This is a genomic window from Paraburkholderia sp. ZP32-5, from assembly GCF_021390495.1.
Classification (GTDB): domain Bacteria; phylum Pseudomonadota; class Gammaproteobacteria; order Burkholderiales; family Burkholderiaceae; genus Paraburkholderia.
Genome location: NZ_JAJEJP010000001.1, coordinates 3657919 through 3676334, shown reverse-complemented (window position 1 = coordinate 3676334; position 18416 = coordinate 3657919). Strand labels below are relative to the sequence as shown.

At 63.4% G+C, this 18416-nt stretch carries 15 protein-coding genes, 1 tRNA gene and 1 pseudogene; 7 read left to right on the top strand and 10 right to left on the bottom strand.

All coding sequences use genetic code 11. The annotated features are described in order from the left end of the window. The first annotated feature begins 100 nt into the window (after positions 1–100). The 3 genes from ftsZ (at position 101) to lpxC (ending at position 3265) form a co-directional block, all read left to right on the top strand. The gene (gene ftsZ, locus L0U82_RS15945; protein WP_167048697.1) at positions 101–1303 is read left to right on the top strand and encodes a cell division protein FtsZ; all 1203 of its coding nucleotides are present in this window, start codon (positions 101–103) and stop codon (positions 1301–1303) included. A gap of 254 nt (positions 1304–1557) precedes the next feature. Next, on the top strand, positions 1558–2061 hold the full coding sequence (locus L0U82_RS15940) for a peroxiredoxin (protein ID WP_233832201.1): 504 nt from the start codon (positions 1558–1560) through the stop codon (positions 2059–2061). A gap of 286 nt (positions 2062–2347) precedes the next feature. Then, on the top strand, positions 2348–3265 hold the full coding sequence (gene lpxC, locus L0U82_RS15935) for a UDP-3-O-acyl-N-acetylglucosamine deacetylase (RefSeq protein WP_233832200.1): 918 nt from the start codon (positions 2348–2350) through the stop codon (positions 3263–3265). A 65-nt stretch (positions 3266–3330) separates the two neighbouring features. Here the strand turns inward: lpxC and L0U82_RS15930 are convergent, their stop codons facing one another. Beyond that, on the bottom strand, positions 3331–3813 hold the full coding sequence (locus L0U82_RS15930; RefSeq protein ID WP_233832198.1) for a DciA family protein: 483 nt from the start codon (positions 3811–3813) through the stop codon (positions 3331–3333). 299 nt (positions 3814–4112) lie between these two features. On the opposite strand from L0U82_RS15930, the gene secA reads away from it, so the two are divergent. From secA to L0U82_RS15910, 4 genes are all read left to right on the top strand, one after another. Further along, positions 4113–6926 carry a preprotein translocase subunit SecA gene (gene secA, locus L0U82_RS15925; RefSeq protein ID WP_233832197.1) on the top strand — a complete coding sequence of 938 codons (2814 nt, stop codon included), beginning with the start codon at positions 4113–4115 and terminating at the stop codon, positions 6924–6926. Positions 6927–7076: 150 nt separating this feature from the next. Then, on the top strand, positions 7077–8318 hold the full coding sequence (argJ, locus tag L0U82_RS15920; protein ID WP_233832195.1) for a bifunctional glutamate N-acetyltransferase/amino-acid acetyltransferase ArgJ: 1242 nt from the start codon (positions 7077–7079) through the stop codon (positions 8316–8318). 103 nt (positions 8319–8421) lie between these two features. Beyond that, a complete protein-coding gene (locus L0U82_RS15915) occupies positions 8422–9291 on the top strand; it encodes an ATP-binding protein (RefSeq protein ID WP_233832194.1) in 870 nt (289 codons plus the stop codon). After that, positions 9288–9710, top strand: coding sequence for an NUDIX domain-containing protein (locus L0U82_RS15910; protein WP_233832192.1), 423 nt, complete (start codon positions 9288–9290; stop codon positions 9708–9710). Before L0U82_RS15915 ends, L0U82_RS15910 begins: the two co-directional genes overlap by 4 nt. A gap of 160 nt (positions 9711–9870) precedes the next feature. Here L0U82_RS15910 and yacG read toward each other — a convergent pair whose 3' ends face one another. The 9 genes and pseudogenes from yacG to L0U82_RS15865 all read right to left on the bottom strand — a co-directional run bounded on the left by yacG (position 9871) and on the right by L0U82_RS15865 (position 18217). Beyond that, positions 9871–10077 (bottom strand): DNA gyrase inhibitor YacG, encoded by a 207-nt coding sequence (yacG, locus tag L0U82_RS15905; RefSeq protein WP_233832191.1) that lies wholly within the window; start codon positions 10075–10077, stop codon positions 9871–9873. Positions 10078–10200: 123 nt separating this feature from the next. Then, on the bottom strand, positions 10201–10956 hold the full coding sequence (gene zapD, locus L0U82_RS15900) for a cell division protein ZapD (RefSeq protein WP_167048715.1): 756 nt from the start codon (positions 10954–10956) through the stop codon (positions 10201–10203). A gap of 413 nt (positions 10957–11369) precedes the next feature. Then, positions 11370–11972 carry a dephospho-CoA kinase gene (coaE, locus tag L0U82_RS15895; RefSeq protein ID WP_233832189.1) on the bottom strand — a complete coding sequence of 201 codons (603 nt, stop codon included), beginning with the start codon at positions 11970–11972 and terminating at the stop codon, positions 11370–11372. A 3-nt stretch (positions 11973–11975) separates the two neighbouring features. Further along, positions 11976–12917, bottom strand: a complete 942-nt coding sequence (locus L0U82_RS15890) for a prepilin peptidase (RefSeq protein WP_233832188.1) — start codon at positions 12915–12917, stop codon at positions 11976–11978. A 27-nt stretch (positions 12918–12944) separates the two neighbouring features. Then, positions 12945–14176: pseudogene (locus L0U82_RS15885) on the bottom strand (type II secretion system F family protein). Further along, positions 14173–15429 carry a GspE/PulE family protein gene (locus tag L0U82_RS15880; protein WP_233832187.1) on the bottom strand — a complete coding sequence of 419 codons (1257 nt, stop codon included), beginning with the start codon at positions 15427–15429 and terminating at the stop codon, positions 14173–14175. The pseudogene L0U82_RS15885 and the gene L0U82_RS15880 overlap by 4 nt, the downstream one beginning before the upstream one ends. A gap of 174 nt (positions 15430–15603) precedes the next feature. Further along, positions 15604–16902, bottom strand: coding sequence for an HlyC/CorC family transporter (locus L0U82_RS15875; RefSeq protein ID WP_233832185.1), 1299 nt, complete (start codon positions 16900–16902; stop codon positions 15604–15606). A gap of 196 nt (positions 16903–17098) precedes the next feature. Beyond that, positions 17099–17175, bottom strand: a tRNA-Pro gene (locus L0U82_RS15870). 49 nt (positions 17176–17224) lie between these two features. Further along, positions 17225–18217 (bottom strand): polyprenyl synthetase family protein, encoded by a 993-nt coding sequence (locus L0U82_RS15865; protein WP_233832184.1) that lies wholly within the window; start codon positions 18215–18217, stop codon positions 17225–17227. Positions 18218–18416: the final 199 nt, after the last annotated feature.

Genomic DNA, 18416 nt, shown 5'->3' with positions numbered 1-18416 from the left:
TTCGCGCTGGTGCCGGCGGCCGGTGCGCGACAGGAGGTTGCCCGATCTCCTGCCGGATAACGCCGAGTGGCGGTAACTTTTTTATCTTGACGGAGGCAACATGGAATTCCAGATGCTGGAAACCGAAACGAACGGCACCATCATCAAGGTCGTCGGTGTCGGTGGCGCTGGCGGCAATGCCGTTCAGCACATGATCAACAAAGGCGTGCAAGGCGTCGACTTCATCGTGATGAACACGGACGCGCAGGCACTGTCGCGTTCGCGCGCAACCGCGGTGATCCAGCTCGGCAACACGGGTCTGGGCGCGGGTGCCAAGCCGGAAATGGGCCGCGCCGCCGCTGAAGAAGCACGCGAGCGTATCGCCGATGCACTGCGTGGCGCGCACATGGTGTTCATCACCGCGGGTATGGGTGGCGGCACGGGTACGGGCGCCGCACCGGTGGTCGCGCAGATCGCCAAGGAAATGGGCATTCTGACCGTCGGTGTGGTCAGCAAGCCGTTCGAGTTCGAAGGCGGCAAGCGCATGCGCGTCGCTGAAGCCGGTTCGCAACAACTGGAGGATCACGTCGACTCGCTGATCGTCGTTCTGAACGACAAGCTGTTCGAGGTGATGGGCGATGATGCCGAGATGGACAAGTGCTTCCAGTGCGCTGACGACGTTCTGAACAACGCGGTCGCGGGTATTGCGGAAATCATCAACGTCGACGGTCTGGTGAACGTCGACTTCGAAGACGTGAAGACCGTGATGGGCGAGCAGGGCAAGGCGATGATGGGCACGGCGACGGTGGCCGGTGTCGATCGCGCGCGTCTCGCGGCCGAACAGGCGGTGGCGAGCCCGCTGCTCGAAGGCGTCGATCTGTCGGGCGCGCGCGGCGTGCTGGTCAACATCACGTCGAGCCGTTCGCTGCGTCTGTCGGAAACGCGCGAAGTGATGAACACGATCAAGAGCTACGCGGCGGAAGATGCCACGGTGATCTTCGGCGCGGTGTACGACGATGCGATGGGCGACGCGCTGCGCGTGACGGTGGTGGCAACGGGTCTGGGCCGCGCGGCGAAGAAGCAGCAATCGGCACCGATGACGCTGCTGCGCACCGGCACCGACAACCAGCCGGTCGGCGCGATGCAGCACGCTGCGTACGCACCGGCGGCGGGGCACGCCAGCACGGCCGATTACGGCGCGCTGGACACGCCGGCAGTGTGGCGCACGTCGCGCGATACGGCGGCATCGCACGTGCAGGCGCTGCAGGAAAAGGGCGTCGACACGTACGACATTCCGGCGTTCCTGCGCAAGCAGGCGGACTGAGCGGCGCGGAGCGGGCTTTCGTTGCCGCGCTGCGGTTGAGCAGCGGCGCTGGCGGACGAATGCACGAGCGTGGCGTGTGAACGGCGCAGAAGTCGCGTATCGTCTGATTCGCGGCAGGGGCAACTGCCCTCTGCTGATTCGCGAAGCAGACAGGGCGACTGCCGCCGGACGGCAAGGCCAACGATGGCCCAGCCGGAATTCACTGCGACACGAAGACGTGCGAGCGTGCTTCGTATCGATGCAAAGGACTGAGCATGATTAAAGTAGGTGAAAAGCTGCCCGACGCAACGCTCTTCGAATATGTCGAAGACGAGCGGGCGGGCTGCACGATCGGACCGAACAGTTTCGACGTGCGCGAGCAGACGGCGGGTAAGCGCGTGGTGATCTTCGGATTGCCCGGCGCGTTCACGCCGACCTGTTCGGCCAAACATGTACCGGGTTATGTCGAGCATGCCGAGCAGTTGCGCGCTGCGGGTATCGACGAGATCTGGTGCGTGTCCGTCAACGACGCGTTCGTGATGGGCGCGTGGGGACGCGATCTGCATGCCTCGGGCAAGGTGCGCATGATGGCGGACGGTAGTGCGGCTTTCACACGGGCGCTCGGTCTGGAGCAGGATCTGTCGGCGCGCGGCATGGGAATCCGTTCCCAGCGCTACGCGATGGTGATCGACGACGGCGTGGTCAAGACGCTGAACGTCGAGGCTGCCGGCAAATTCGAAGTCAGCGATGCGGCGAGTATTCTCGCGACGTTGAGCTAGTTGCTGGCGTCTTGTCTTCGCCGCAAGCCCGCGTGCTTATGCCGCGTGGCGCTTCGGCAACGGCAGTAAGACGCTTTTGTGACAGGCCGTTACGCGGGCCGATGACCGGAAACGCCTCCGTTCCGGGGCATCGGCCCGTCACGCTTTCCATTGCGGTGCATGAGGGTAACGCTGCGAAACAGATTGATACGTTCCCTGAAAAGACGCTTGTCAGGGGATTGGAGTATACTTCGCGCTATGAAATAAAAACTCCCGATTGGGATTTTCAATCGAACAGAAGACCACCATGTTGAAGCAGCGCACAATCAAATCAATCGTCAAGACCGTCGGCATCGGCCTGCACTCGGGCCGCAAAGTCGACCTGACGCTCCGTCCGGCGGCGCCGGATACTGGCATCGTGTTTTCGCGCGTGGACTTGGCCACGCCGGTGGACATCCCTGCGTCGGCGATGGCGATTGGCGATACGCGTCTGGCTTCCGTGTTGCAGAAAGACGGCGCGCGCGTGTCGACAGTCGAGCATCTGATGTCCGCCTGCGCGGGTCTCGGCATCGACAACCTCTACGTCGACGTCACCGCCGAAGAAATCCCGATCATGGACGGCAGCGCGGGTTCCTTCGTGTTTCTGATCCAGTCGGCGGGCATCGAGGAACAGAACGCGGCCAAGAAGTTCATCAAGGTCACGAAGCCGGTCGAAATCCGCGAGGGCGACAAGTTCGCGCGTCTCGATCCGTACTTCGGCTTCAAGCTGAAGTTCACGATCGACTTCCGTCACCCGGCCGTGGACAAAACCGGTCAGGCGCTCGAAGTGGATTTCGCCAACACGTCGTATGTGCGCGAAATCGCGCGTGCCCGCACGTTCGGCTTCGCGCATGAAGTGGAAATGATGCGTGAGCTAGGTCTCGCTCGCGGCGGCAGCATGGACAACGCGATCGTGCTCGACGAGTACCGCATCCTGAACAACGACGGCCTGCGTTACGACGACGAGTTCGTCAAGCACAAGATGCTCGACGCGATCGGCGACCTGTACGTGGTCGGCCATCCGTTGCTGGCGTCGTACACCGCGTACAAGTCGGGTCACGGCCTGAACAACGCGCTGCTGCGTGAATTGCTGAAGCACGAAGACGCGTACGAAATCGTCACGTTCGACGATACGCAGAAGGCGCCGCGCGGCTTTGCTTACGAAACGCAGACGGCGTTCGCGTGACGCTGGTCTCGCAGGCGGCATGAATATGAAAAACGGCCCACTGGGCCGTTTTTTTTCGTTAGCGCTCAGCGATTACGCCGATGCCGGGCTGCCATGCGCGCGAGCGCTTCCTGCAATGGCGAAGGCGCAAGCGATTCGCTCAACGCCTGCAGCGCGGCGGCGCCCACCGGCGTCATGCGCGCCTGCTTGACGGGGGGCGGCTCCTTGACCGGCTGCGGCCGTACGCGAATTCTCAACGCATGCACCGGCCAGCCGCGCTGTTGCAGATCCGCTAGCAGCCGCGGCTCGAGATGCCGCAGCCGCGCCGCAAGCGCGTTGTGCGCCGCGAAGAGCGCCAGCGTGCCTTCCTTGATGAAGCCGGGTTCGACGCTCGTCGCCAGATAATCGGGCAGCAGATCGCGCAGATCCTTTTCGAGCGCGGCAATCTGCTCGACGCCCGCGCGCAGCGCCGCGAACGCATCCGTGCGGCCGAGCACCTCGGCGACGGGTTGCGGCCGGCGCAGATCGAACTGCTTCGGCGGCCTTGAAAAGGATGGAAAACGGCTCATGTTTGACAATGACGACGTGAGCGCGCCCGATGCGCGCCGACGCGTCGATTGTACCGCGCGGGCAAGCCGCGAAGCCGGCCCCATGCGACTCGCCGGGGAACGCCAGAGCCCGTGTGGATGGGTCTGCAAGGGCCGCCGGCGTCACGCCGCCGACATAAGCGCTGCCGGAGGTGCGTGCTAAAATGCCCGATTCGAATTCACTCTTGGACTAAGCGGCCGAGGACTTTCCAACCCAGGCACGGGTGTGCACGAAGCGCACGCCGCGAGCCAGCCGAAGCCGCAACGCAGACACCGATCCGATGACCACCGGTTTTCTACAGAAGATTTTTGGCAGCCGTAATCAGCGGCTAGTCAAGCAATATCAAAAGACCGTCGCGGCGATCAATGCGCTCGAACCGCAGATCGAGCAATTGACGGATGAGCAACTGCGCGCCAAAACGGGTGAATTCCGCCAGCGCGTCGCGAGCGGCGAGTCGCTCGACAAGATCCTGCCGGAAGCGTTTGCAGTGTGCCGCGAGGCTAGCAAGCGGGTGCTGAAGATGCGCCACTTCGACGTGCAGCTGATCGGCGGCATGGCGCTGCACTACGGCAAGATCGGCGAAATGCGCACCGGCGAGGGCAAGACGCTGGTCGCGACGCTGCCGGTGTACCTGAATGCGCTGTCGGGCCGCGGCGTCCACGTGGTCACGGTCAACGATTACCTCGCGCAGCGCGACGCCGAATGGATGGCGCGCCTCTATAACTTCCTCGGTCTGTCGGTCGGTATCAACCTGTCGCAGATGGATCACGAGTCGAAGCAGCAGGCCTACGCTTCGGACATCACGTATGGCACCAACAACGAATTCGGCTTCGACTATCTGCGTGACAACATGGTCTACGAGACCGACGCGCGGGTGCAGCGTGGGCTCAATTTCGCGGTGGTCGACGAGGTCGACTCGATCCTGATCGACGAAGCGCGTACGCCGCTGATCATCTCCGGCCAGGCCGAAGATCACACCGAACTCTACGTGCGCATGAATGCGCTGCCGCCGCTGCTCGAACGCCAGATCGGCGAAGAGAAAGCGGACGGCACCGGCGTCGAAAAGCCGGGCGATTACACGCTGGATGAAAAAGGCCGTCAGGTGTTCCTGACCGAATCGGGCCACGAAAAGGCCGAGCGTCTGCTCGCCGAGTGGGGCCTGATCGGCGAGGGCGAAAGCCTCTACGCGCCGCAAAACATCACGCTGATGCACCACGTGTACGCGGCACTGCGCGCGCACACGCTGTTCTTCAAGGATCAGCACTACGTCGTGCAGAACGGCGAAGTGATCATCGTCGACGAATTCACCGGTCGTCTGATGGCCGGCCGCCGCTGGTCGGACGGTCTGCACCAGGCTGTCGAAGCGAAGGAACACCAGAAGATCCAGAGCGAGAACCAGACGCTCGCTTCGATCACGTTCCAGAACTACTTCCGCATGTACGCGAAGCTGGCCGGCATGACCGGTACGGCCGACACCGAAGCTTTCGAATTCAACGAGATCTACGGTCTGGAAACGGTCGTGATCCCGACCAACCGGCCGCCGAAGCGCATCGACAAGCAGGATCAGATCTACAAGACCGCGAAGGAACGCTACGACGCGGTGATCCGCGATATCCGCGAGTGTCATGAGCGCGGTCAGCCGGTGCTGGTCGGCACCACGTCGATCGAGAACTCGGAACTGCTGTCGCATCTGCTGAAGCAGGCCGGGCTGCCGCACGAGGTGCTGAACGCGAAGCAGCACGCGCGCGAAGCGGAGATCGTCGCCGAAGCAGGCCGTCCGCAGCGCGTCACGATCGCCACCAACATGGCCGGCCGCGGTACCGACATCGTGCTCGGCGGCAATGCGGAAAAGCAGGCGTCGTTCATCGAACAGGACGAAACGCTGGCCGACGACGAAAAACAGCGCCGTATCCAGAAGCTGCACGACGAATGGCAGGCGCTGCACGATCAGGTGAAGGCCGCCGGCGGTCTGCACATCATCGGTACCGAGCGCCACGAGTCGCGCCGGATCGACAATCAGCTGCGCGGCCGTGCCGGCCGTCAGGGCGACCCGGGTTCGTCGCGCTTCTATCTGTCGCTGGAAGATCCGCTGCTGCGCATTTTCGCCGGCGACCGCGTGCGCGCGATCATGGATCGCCTGAAGATGCCGGAAGGCGAGGCGATCGAAGCCGGCATCGTGTCGCGCTCGATCGAATCGGCGCAGCGCAAGGTTGAGGCGCGCAACTTCGATATTCGTAAGCAATTGCTCGAATACGACGATGTGTCGAACGATCAGCGCAAGGTGATCTACCAGCAGCGCAACGAATTGCTCGAAGCGAACGACATCACCGAGACCATCACCGCGATGCGTCATGGCGTGATCGCCGACATCGTGCATCAGTTCGTGCCGGCTGGCAGCATCGAAGAGCAGTGGGATGTGCCCGAGCTCGAGGAAGTGCTGCGCAACGAATGGCAGCTCGATCTCGCGATTCAGGAAATGATCAACGAGTCGAACTCGATCACGCCGGAAGAGATTCTCGAAGCGGTCGAGGCCGCCGCGGACGAAGCCTACGACGCGAAGGTCGAACTGGTTGGCCGCGAATCGTTCAGCGCGTTCGAGCGCTCGATCATGCTGCAGACGCTCGACCGCGCGTGGCGCGAACACCTGGCGGCGCTCGACCACCTGCGTCAGGGCATCCATCTGCGCGGCTATGCGCAGAAGAACCCGAAGCAGGAGTACAAGCGCGAAGCGTTCGAACTGTTCGCCGCGATGCTCGATGCGGTGAAGCTTGAAGTCACGCGTATCGTGATGAACGTGCAGATCCAGTCGCCGGAGCAACTCGAGGCGGCCGCCGAGCAGATGGAAGAGCAGGGGGGGCATCTCGAAAACGTCGAGTTTCGCCATGCCGAGTTCGCGGAAGCCGGCGCTGCCGCGCCGGTTGCAGCCGAAACGGCCGCCGCCGCGATGATCGGCGACGCGATGAGTCACGGCCACAGCGCGGTGCCGCAAGCCGTGCACGTGAATACCGACAACGTGCCGAAGGTCGGCCGTAACGACCCGTGCCCGTGCGGTAGCGGCAAGAAGTACAAGCAGTGCCACGGCAAGATCGCGTAATGCCGATGCGGCGCGCTCCTGGGCGCGCCGTGTTGTTTTGCGCGCCGCTTGGCCGTTGAATTCGCGGGTGACCCGGCAGCACGCCCGGATCATCAGTTCCGTTTCCCCGATGCCGGCGTCCGCCGGCATTTTCTTCGACAGGTCGCGACCATGGCTGTCAACTTTCCCTCGATCGATCCCGCTCAACTCCATCCCATCGCTGGCGTCAAGCTCGGCTGGGCGGAGGCGAATATCCGCAAGCCGAACCGCAAGGACGTGCTCGTCATTTCCGTCGACGAAGGCGCGACGGTAGGCGGCGTGTTCACGCAGAACCGTTTTTGCGCGGCGCCCGTGACGGTCTGCCGCGAGAACCTGCAGCAGGTGCGCGCGGGCGGCAAGCCGATTCGCGCGCTGGTAATCAACACCGGCAACGCGAACGCGGGCACCGGCGAGCCGGGCCTCGCGGCCACCCGCGAAACCTGTGTCGAACTCGCGCGTCTGGTCGACATCGCGCCTGAGCAGGTGCTGCCGTTCTCGACGGGCGTGATTCTCGAGCCGCTGCCGGTCGATCGTCTGAAGGCCGGTTTGCCCGCGGCACTGGCGAACCGCAAGGAAGCGAACTGGTACGACGCCGCGCACGCGATCATGACCACCGACACGCTGCCGAAAGCCACCTCGCGCCAGGTCACGATCGACGGCCACACGGTCACGCTGACCGGCATCAGCAAGGGTGCCGGCATGATCAAGCCGAACATGGCGACGATGCTCGGCTTTCTCGCGTTCGATGCGAGCGTCGCGCAACCGGTGCTCGACGAGCTGGTCAAGCACGTCGCGGATCGCTCGTTCAACTGCATCACGATCGATGGCGATACGTCGACCAACGATTCGTTCATCCTGATCGCGTCGGGCAAATCGAGCCTGCCGGCGATCACGTCCACCGATTCGCCCGCTTATGCAGCGCTGCGCGACGCGGTGACCGAAGTCGCACAGACGCTCGCGCAACTGATCGTGCGCGACGGTGAAGGCGCGACCAAATTCATGACCGTGCAAGTTGAAGGCGGTTCGAGCGTGGGCGAATGTCGCCAGATCGCGTATGCGATCGGCCACTCGCCGCTCGTGAAGACGGCCTTCTATGCATCGGATCCGAATCTCGGCCGCATTCTGGCGGCCATCGGCTATGCCGGCATCGACGATCTCGACGTCGGCAAGATCGATCTGTACCTGGACGACGTGCTGGTCGCGACGGCTGGCGGCCGCAATCCGGCCTACCGCGAAGAAGACGGTCAGCGCGTAATGAAAAAGAGCGAGATCGGCATTCGTGTCGTGCTCGGCCGCGGCAACGCACAGGCCACGATCTGGACCTGTGACCTGTCGCACGACTACGTGAGCATCAACGCCGATTATCGGTCGTAAATCCGTTTCGTGAACCCGGCCGCGCTGCGTTTGTGGCGCGACCGGATTCGCGGACCGGGCTATTGCAAGCATCCGGTGGCCTCCGGCCACCCATTTCACCGCCATGGACAAACTCGAACAGTTTTTGACCCGGGCCGAAGCCGTGCTCGGCCGCCTGGAAGCCATGCTTCCGCCCGCCGCGCCGGACATCGACTGGTCGGCCGCGGTCGCCTTTCGCTGGCGCAAGCGCCAGGGGCGCGGCTATCTGCAGCCGGTCCCCGCGATTTCGTCGATTACGCTCGACGACCTGCAGAACATCGCTCGCCAGAAAGGGCTGATCGAACAGAACACGCGCCAGTTCGTGCGCAAGCAGCCGGCCAATAACGTGCTGCTGACCGGCGCGCGCGGCACCGGCAAATCGTCGCTGATCAAGGCCTGCCTGAATGCGTACGCGCAAGACGGCCTGCGCCTGATCGAGGTGGACAAGGACGATCTGCACGATCTCGGCGACATCGTCGATCTGATTGCGAAGCGCCCGGAGCGCTTTGTCGTGTTCTGCGACGATCTGTCGTTCGAAGACGGCGAGTCGGGCTACAAGGCGCTGAAGGTCGCGCTCGACGGCTCGATCGCCGCGCAGTCGGACAACGTGCTGATCTACGCAACGTCGAACCGCCGCCATCTGCTGCCCGAGTACATGAGCGACAACGAGACGTACAAGCACACGTCCGACGGTGAGATTCATCCGGGCGAACTGGTCGAGGAAAAGATCTCGCTGTCCGAGCGTTTCGGGCTGTGGGTCAGCTTCTATCCGTTCAAACAGGATGATTATTTGACGATCATCGCCCACTGGCTGCATCACTTCGGCTGCAACGATGCCGAAGTCGAGGCGGCGCGCGGCGATGCGCTCGTGTGGGCACTCGAACGCGGATCGCGCTCGGGGCGGGTCGCGTGGCAATTCGCGCGCGACTGGTCCGGCCGCAAGACTTCCGCATGAGCGACGCGAGCAAAAACGGCGCGGGCCGTCCGGTCACCGAGGTCGCGGTTGGCGTGCTGGTGCAGCCGGACGGGCGTTATCTGCTGGCCCAGCGTCCGACGGGCAAGCCCTATGAGGGCTATTGGGAGTTTCCGGGCGGCAAGCTGGAGCCGGGCGAGTCGGTCGAGGCCGCGCTTGCGCGCGAACTGCACGAGGAACTGGGCATCGAGGTCGAGGCGAGCCATCGTTGGCACACGCTCGAACACGATTACCCGCATGCGTATGTGCGGCTGTACTTCTGCAAGGTGACGCAGTGGACAGGCGAGCCGCACGGGCGCGAGGGTCAGGCTTTCGTGTGGCAGAGCTTGCCGGCCGATGTATCGCCGTTGCTACCGGCAACGATTCCAGTGCTGGAATGGCTGGCGGCTGAGAAGAAGTGATCCGGACGTGTTAGCAGAGGTTATGCGGTAGCAGGCGTTGCGTTAGCAGCGTTCGTTGACCGGCGAGCCTCGATTGACTGGCCTCGTGGCCAAGGGCCTCTACTCGGAGGCCCTTTTCATTTCGGCCGCCCATGGCGGCCCTCCGCACAACGCGCTCCGCTCAATGCGGGTTGTAGTCGCTGCGCGGCGTTTCTTGTTCATCCGATGACGCGCCTTCCTGCTCATTGCCGCCAATCCGGTATTTCTCGGCGGCCCATGCGCCAAGATCGATTTGCTTGCAGCGTTCGGAGCAGAAAGGACGGAAGCGGCTCTCGGAGGTCCAGCGGACATCTTTGCCGCAGGTAGGGCATTTGACGACGGTAGGCATACGGTCGGGCGGTCAATCGCAAACGGAACAAGTAACGAATATAGGGCTATTTCGCGCCGCTTCAAAGGCGCCGTTCCCGACATCCGGTTGCATTGCGAAATGCGGCGATGGTCTGCAGGTTGGCTACAGGCTGCAAAGCGTGAGCTGGAACGGCACATCGACATCGACCGCGCGCGGCCGCAGATCGCCGTCCTGTACCGTGAAGCGCACCCACAGCATGTATTTATTGGCGCTCGCTTCGGGAATCACCCGCAATTCCGGTGCCACACGAACCTGCATCAATTGATATGAGCGGCCGGACAGCATCTGCTGATAGCTGCCTTGCATTGCCATGACCTTCGATGCCTGCCCGGATTCGCGCGCGAGCCGCAGAACGATCGTGGCCGCGTCGCGCAATGGCAGCAGCGGCGTCACCCATTTGGCGATGTCCTGACGACGCTGATCGGGATGAAGCTGTTGCCACGCGTAGTACGACGGCAGATCGAATTTGCAGGTGCCGCCGGGGATGATCGCGCGGCTGCGAATGCTCGCGAGCCATTCGTTGTCTGCAAGATGCTGGCCGGTTTTGCCTTGCATCTGCGCAAGCCCCGCGAGCGTTTGTTCGATTTCGCCGAGCACGGCTTCCAGAGCGTTCTGCTCGATACCGGGATTGCCGCGAAACGGCGCCAGCGTTTGCCGTTGCCGCTCGAGTTCCTTCATCAGATCCGACTTCAGATCCGCGCGGCCCGCGACTTCGGAAATCTCGAACAACGTTGTCAGTGCGACGTGATGTTCCCTGGCGTCTTCCTGAGTCAGAAAGAACGTGAAGCGCTCGAACAGGTCTTCGAGGCGCAGCAGCGTCCGGATTCGCTCATTGAAGGGGTACTCGTAAAGGATCAAGCGGGCTCGCCTCGGGCGTGGTCGGTGACAGGAATGCAAAACATTCTAATGCCGTGGGACTACCCAAGCAATCACGCACTTTTTGGGCACGCTTTCGCAACTTTTTTCGTCAGTTCACGGTGTTCAGAGCGGTTCGGCTTCCGCGTGCCCGCAAAGTTCAATCTGCCGGCGAAGGGGCGCGCGAAGCGGTGTTCACGAGCCGTTCATACGTCGCGTGATGGCTACTGGGACGGCCCTCGCTCTAGCCTGATCCAAGCATCAGACGGTATCGAACATACGATTCACGCGTGTGACCGACATGTGTCGATATGTGTCGACATGTGTCGACATGTCTGACTGTTGCGCGCTTCGCTTCATGCCGGCTGCTGATTATCTATATAAGAGCATGCTCGTTCCACGCGCGACATTGTGCTTTACCCCGTCGCAAGCGACAGATAGGCGCGATGCTGTGCGTCCACTTGCGCTTCGAGTGCTTCGAGCGGCGCATTGTCGTTGTCGATCACGTCGTCGGCTGCCGCGAGGCGTGCTTCGCGCGTCGCCTGGCGCGCGATGATTGCAAGCACTTGCTCGCGGCTGAAGCCGTTGCGGGTCATCACGCGCGCGATCTGCGTGTCGACGCTGCAATCGACCGTGAGCACGCGATTCACGCGGTTCTTCCAACTGCCGGACTCGACCAGCAACGGCACGACGACGATCACGTAAGGCCCGTGCGCTTCGCGCTGTTCGCGCTCGGTTTCCGTGCGAATCAAAGGATGCGTAATGCCTTCGAGACGCTTACGCGCACCCTCGTCGCCGAATACGAGCGTGCGCATGCGTGCACGATCGAGCGAGCCGTCGGCGGCGACGAACTCGCTGCCGAACTCAGCGGCGATTTGCGGCATCGCGATGCCGTGCGGCGCAGTGATGCGATGCGCGATGACGTCGGTGTCGACGAGCGGTACGCCGCGCGCGGCGAACAGATTGGCCACCGTCGATTTGCCACTGCCGATGCCACCAGTCAGTCCCACGACGAACATGCTTCAGCCTCCCAGCGCCAGGTAGAGCGGTGTGCCGGCAAACAGCGTGAGCGCACCGCCCGCGGCGAGAAACGGCCCGAACGGCAGCGGCTCCTCGAAGCGCATGCGGCCGCGCCATGTGGCCGCGAGGCCGATCACCGCGCCGGCGACTGCCGCGATCAGCACGATCTGTGGCAGCGCGGCCCAGCCGAGCCACGCGCCGAGCGCCGCGAGCAGCTTGAAATCGCCGTACCCCATCCCTTCGATGCCACGCACGAGACGAAACACCCAATGCACGGCCCACAGCGCCAGATAACCAAAGATCGCACCGAGCACCGCGTCGTGCAGGTTCGTGAACAGGCCGTTGAAGTTGACGATGAGCCCAGCCCACAGCAGTGGCAGCGTCATCGAATCGGGCAGCAGGTGAGTGTCGATGTCGATCGCGCTCATCGCGAGCAGCGTCGCGCACAGGCCGAATGCGGCGAGTGCCATCAGCGTCGGGCCGAACGCGACGAGCGCGCCTACCGCGAAGGCGGTGCTCGCAATTTCGAGCAGCGGATAGCGCAGGCTCACATGCGTGCCGCAGGCGGAGCAACGTCCGCGCAGCAGAACGTAGCTCAGCACCGGCAGGTTTTCCCAGGCGCTCAGGACGTGGCCGCAACGCGGGCACGCGCTGCGCGGCACGCACAGGTTGTAGCGCGCCGGCAGTCCGTCTTCCGGCAGCGGTGCGTCGGTAGATTCGCTGATTTCCGCTTGCCATGCGCGCTCCAGCATGATCGGCAACCGATGCACGACGACGTTCAGGAAGCTGCCGATCACGAGACCGAATACGACCGCGAAGCCGACCTGCACACCGGTCGGCAGGGCGGCGAATGCGAGGCCGAGGCCGCTTGCGAAGTGGTCCGGCAGAAAGCCCGCGAGCAGGCTGGAGGAAGTTTCTTGCACGAGCTGGACAGGAGCTTGCATGGAGTTGGAATGGATTTGGCTGCGATGCTACACCACGTTGCCGAGTTGAATGATGGGAAGATACATCGCGATCACGAGGCCGCCGACCAGCGTGCCGAGCACGACGATCACGAGCGGCTCGCACAGGCTCGACAGCGTGCCGATCTGCTCGTCGACCTGGCGATCCGCGAGCGATGCGACGTCGAGCAGCATGCTGTCGAGCGCGCCGGATTCCTCCGCGACCGCGACCGGCTGCACGACCTCGGACGGAAAGCAGCGCGCCGCGCGCATTGCTGCGGCGAGCCGTTCGCCGCCTCGCAGCCTGACCGCGATGCCGGCGGTCGCTCGATCGAAGAAAGCATTGCCGGTCGCGTGCGTGAGCGAGTCGAACGCGTCGGCGAGCGGGGTGCCGGCCGATAGCAGGGTGCCGAGCGCGCGGCTCCAGCGGGCCGCGCAGAGTGTGAGCAGTAGTGGACCGGCCACCGGCAGCTTGAGCGATAGACGCGCGAGGCGCACGCGCGCCGCGTCCGAGCGCCGCAGAACAAACGTCAGCGCCGAGGTCATGGCGAATATCAGCACGACTAGCGGCCCGCTCCAGCGTGCCGCGCCGGCCGATAACGCCAGCACGAACTGCGTAGGCGCGGGGAGCTTCGCGCCGAAGCCTTCGAAGATCTGCTTGAAGGTTGGCACGACCCACACCAGCAAGGCGGCGGTGATCGCGATTGCCAGCAGCAGGATGGCGACCGGATAGGTCAGTGCTGCGCGGACTTTTGCGCGTTGCGCGGCGGTGCGCTCGCGGTCTTCGGCGAGACGGGCAAGCACCGTGGCCAGCGCGCCTGCCGCTTCGCCGACCTCGACGAGCTGGCAGTACAGCGCATTGAACTGCGCCGGGTGCTGTTGCAATGCCGCCGAAAAACGCAGGCCGGCGGTGATGTCGCGCGCAACCGCGCCGACGATGCGCGGCATGCCTTGCGTGGTCCCGAGCCGGGCGCTTGCGCGAGCAGTTCGAGCGCGGGCGCGAGCGGCAAGCCGGCGCGCAGCAGACTCGCGAGTTGCCGCGTGAACAGCGTGACGTCCGCGGCGCGGGTTCGCGCGCGTGGTGCCGGTCCTTGCATCGCGAGTTCGACGATGAACAGGTTTTCGCGTTTGAGTATCGTGCGGGCGGTACTGGCGTCCGGGGCGATCAAGGTGCCGCTCTGGCGCGTGCCGTCGGCGTCGATACCGCGCCATCGGAAGCGCATGTCCGACGCAACGGCCTGTGGGAGCGTGGCGGTGCTCATGCGACTTCCGTAGCGGCGAGCGCTTCGGCGAGACTGGTGGTGCCGTCGCGTACGCGGGCCAGCGCGGCGTCGCGCAACGTTGCCACCTGCTCGATCTGCGCGAGCCGGGCCACCTCGTGGACGCCCGCGCTGGCGACGATCAACTCACGCGTTGCGTCGGACACGGGCATCACCTGATGGATACCGACGCGTCCCCGATAGCCGATGTCGTGACAGGCCGGGCAGCCGACAGCTGCATAGGGTTGCCAGCCATCGAGCTGATGCTCAGCAAACCCCGCGGCCTTGAGTGCCGTCGCCGAGTGCGGTGCGGGCACTCGACACGCGACGCACAGCCGCCGCACGAGCCGCTGCGCCGTCACCATGCGCAGCGCAGCCGCGAGGTTATACGGTTCGACGCCGATATCGATGAGCCGCGCAATCGCCGCGGGCGCGTCGTTCGTATGCAGCGTGGACAACACAAGGTGACCGGTTTGCGCGGCTTTCACGGCAACATCCGCGGTTTCGTTGTCGCGAATTTCGCCGACCATGATGACGTCCGGGTCCTGACGCAGAAACGCGCGCAGTGCGACCGCGAACGTGAGTCCCGCTTTCTCGCGCACGCTGACCTGATTGATGCCGGCAAGCTGGATCTCCGCCGGATCTTCCACTGAACAGAGATTGCGCGCTTCATCATTCAGCAGGTTCAGGAAGCAGTACAGCGACAACGTCTTGCCGCTGCCGGTCGGGCCAGTGACGAGCACGAGGCCGTGCGGTGCTCGGATCGCGGCATCGACGGCGTCGCGCTGTTGCGAATCGAGGCCCAGCGAGTCGAGCGAAAGATCCGTTGGCAGCGCGTCGAGCCGGCGCAACACGAGCTTTTCACCGAACAGCGTGGGCAGTGAATTGACGCGATAGTCTTCGAGCTTGCCTGGCGACGTCGCGATGCGTAGCCGGCCGTCCTGCGGTACGCGCCGCTCGGCGATGTCCATGCGCGCGAGCACCTTCACACGTGTGACGAACGCGTCGCGCAGATGCGCGGGCGGCCGCGGCATCTCATGCAGCACGCCGTCGATCCGCAGGCGCGTGCGCCAGCCGTGCTCCGCCGGCTCGATGTGAATATCCGACGCGTTACGCCGAGTCGCTTCCTGCAACGTGTCGGTCAACAGACGCACGGCGGGGGCGTTGTCGGTATCGGTGTGGGTAGCTGAACTGCTTTCGTCGTCGAGGGACAGCGGGCGCGGTGCCGCCGCGCGGGAGGAAAAAGATGCCTGCATGAGAGACCGGTGATGAGCCGCCTGTAGAACGTGACGGCTTCATCTTCCGGCAGTGCGCGCGTCGGCGCCATTCAGCCATTCGGCTAATGGCGCAAGCAGTGGCGATGTGTGATGCTAAACGCGAGTCAGTGAACGACACACAGGCACTCACAGCGCCTGTGAACGACATGGATCTTAGCCCGGTCGTGCCTTGGCGCCTTTCGTGCGCGACGGCGGTCTGAACAGCTTGACGGTGCGGATCGCCTGATCGTCGCTGCGCATCACTTCGAGCTTCGTGTCGCCGATTCGCACGCATACGTCGCCGTCGGGGATGTCTTCGAGGATTTCGAGAATCAGGCCGTTGAGTGTCTTCGGACCATCGGTGGGCAGCGCGAGCTGCAGCCAGCGGTTGAGTTCGCGTAGCGGCATGCTGCCCGCGACGATGCATTCGCCCGCGTCGTTCCAGCCGCCGCGCGAGCTGGCGCTGCGCGGGATCGACGTCGTGAATTCGCCGATCAGCTCCTCGATGATGTCCTCTGGCGTAACGAGGCCCTGCAGCTCGCCATACTCGTTGACGACGAGCGCGGTGCGCTGTCGGCTTTCCTGGAAGTATTGCAGCTGCTGGAAGACCGGCGTCCCGGTCGGCACGAAATACGGGTCGGTGAGCAGTTCGCGCAGTGTGTCGCGCCCGAGCTCCTGATTGTGCAGGGCCGAGAGCGTCTTGCGCACGTGCAGCACACCGAGCACGCGGTCGATGTCGCCCTGATAGACGATCAGTTTGTTGTGGTAGCAGGTTTCGAGTTGATGAAGGATCTGCTCGAATGGCGCGTCGAAGTCGAGCGCTTCGATGCGGCGGCGCGGGATCATCACGTCGTCGACGGAGATGTTTTCGAGATCGAACAGGTTCAGCAGGATGCTGCGATGCTTGGTCGGCATGAAGCTGCCTGATTCGAGCACGATGGTGCGCAATTCCTCGGTGGACAGCCGCTGTTCGCGCGCCCCCTTCGTGTTGATGTGCAGTACGCGCAGGATGCCGTTGGCGAACAGATTGACGAACCAGATGAGCGGCTTCGCCGCGCGCATCAGCGGGCCGATCAGCAGGCTCGCGGGCAGTGCGATCTTTTCGGGAAACGTCGCGCCGACGATCTTCGGCGTGATTTCCGCGAACACGATGATCAGGAACGCGACGATGCCGGTCGCGATCGAGAGCACGAGATTGTTACGGCCGAACGTGTGCAGCGCGATCGAGGTAGTCAGGACGGGGATGATCGTGTTGAACAGGTTGTTGCCGATCAGAATGACGCTCAGTAGCTGATCGGTGTGTGCGAGCAGCCCTTGGGTGGTCTTCGCGCCGAGAGCATTCCGGCTGGCGAGATATTTCAGCCGATGGCGGTTCAGCGCCATCATCGCTGTCTCGGAAATGGAAAAGAAGGCGGAGCAGATGAGCAGCAGAAAGACGGCGCCAATCTGCGCCCATAAGGGAAGTTGTTCCACGCGTCGTGAAAATTGAGGGAAAGGGATGGAGAGAATATAGCAGAGGGGGTAGCGCGTACCGCCGCGCGCGTCGCGGCGTCGGCGAAACGAGACCGGATTGCTGGTCACGTGGGCAATGAAAAGCCATCGCACAAACAAAAAAACCGCCGAGCATTGCTGCGGCGGTTTCTCGAACCCTGAACTAACAGGAAGAATCTGGTCGGGGTGAGAGGATTCGAACCTCCGGCCTCTACGTCCCGAACGTAGCGCTCTACCAGGCTAAGCTACACCCCGATTTGGTACTGCTGACTCGATTCAGACTAATCCGGCATTTCAGTCTCGTTCAAGACTGTCTTGCCGTCGAGTAAGAACATAATTCTAGCAGGCTCTCTTTAAAAATGGAATGGGGGAACGAGGAAATAGCCGCTGCGGCCGCCTGAGCTTCCTGTTTCGCGCATTCAAGCGTGTGATCGAGTGCGCCGGAGCGTGTAATCGCGTCGAAAATCGTATCGAAACGGTCGGTGCCGCCGTGCTCGATTGCTTCGCGCGCAAGCGCGGACTGTTCCGGGGTGCCGCGCTCGATCAGATAGATGAGCGGCAGCGTCGGCTTGCCTTCGCGCAGATCGTCACCGGCGTTCTTGCCCATCGATTCGGCCGTGCCTGTGTAATCGAGCCAGTCATCCATGATCTGGAACGCGGTGCCGATGCGGCGGCCATACTCCGCCGCAGCGGCTTCGGTTTTGGCGTCCGCGCCGGCCAGCACCGCGCCGAGCTGGGCAGCCGCTTCGAACAGCTTGGCCGTCTTGTAGCGGATCACCTGCATGTAACGGGCTTCGTCGACGTCGGCGTCGTGCATGTTCAGCAATTGCAGCACTTCGCCTTCGGAGATGATGTTGGTCGCCTCCGAAAGAATTTCCATCACGCGCATCTTGCCTACGCCGACCATCATCTGGAACGAGCGCGAGTAAAGGAAATCGCCGACCAGCACGCTCGCGGCGTTGCCGAAGAGTGCATTGGCGGTTTGCCGACCGCGTCGTAGATCGGATTCGTCGACGACGTCGTCATGCAGCAATGTTGCGGTGTGGATGAATTCGACGACCGCGGCCAGTTCGTGCCGGTGGCCCGTCGTGTCGCCCAGAGCCCCCGCCACCAACAGCAGCAACGCCGGACGCAGCCGTTTGCCGCCGGCACTGATGATGTACTCGGAGATCTGGTTTATCAGCATCACGTCGGACGCAAGACGTTGCCGGATGACGCGATTGACCTGCTGCATGTCTTCGACGATCGGAGCAAGCAGGCTGGCGACGTTGGGGGAGGAAGTGGCGGTCGACGACATGATGGCTGAATTGGGTAATGCCGCGAATTATAAGGCGATCATGGCGTTTCCGGGTCGTCGCTGCCGCGCGGGGGCGTTCTGAGCGACCGCGCCGCCGCGGGCCGAGACGGGGCGAGGAGCAGCGCTCGGCGTGTGCGGTGGCGCGAGAGCGCGCGAAAAAGGCCACGAAGCAGGGCGAAAAACGGATCGGTAAGCGGAT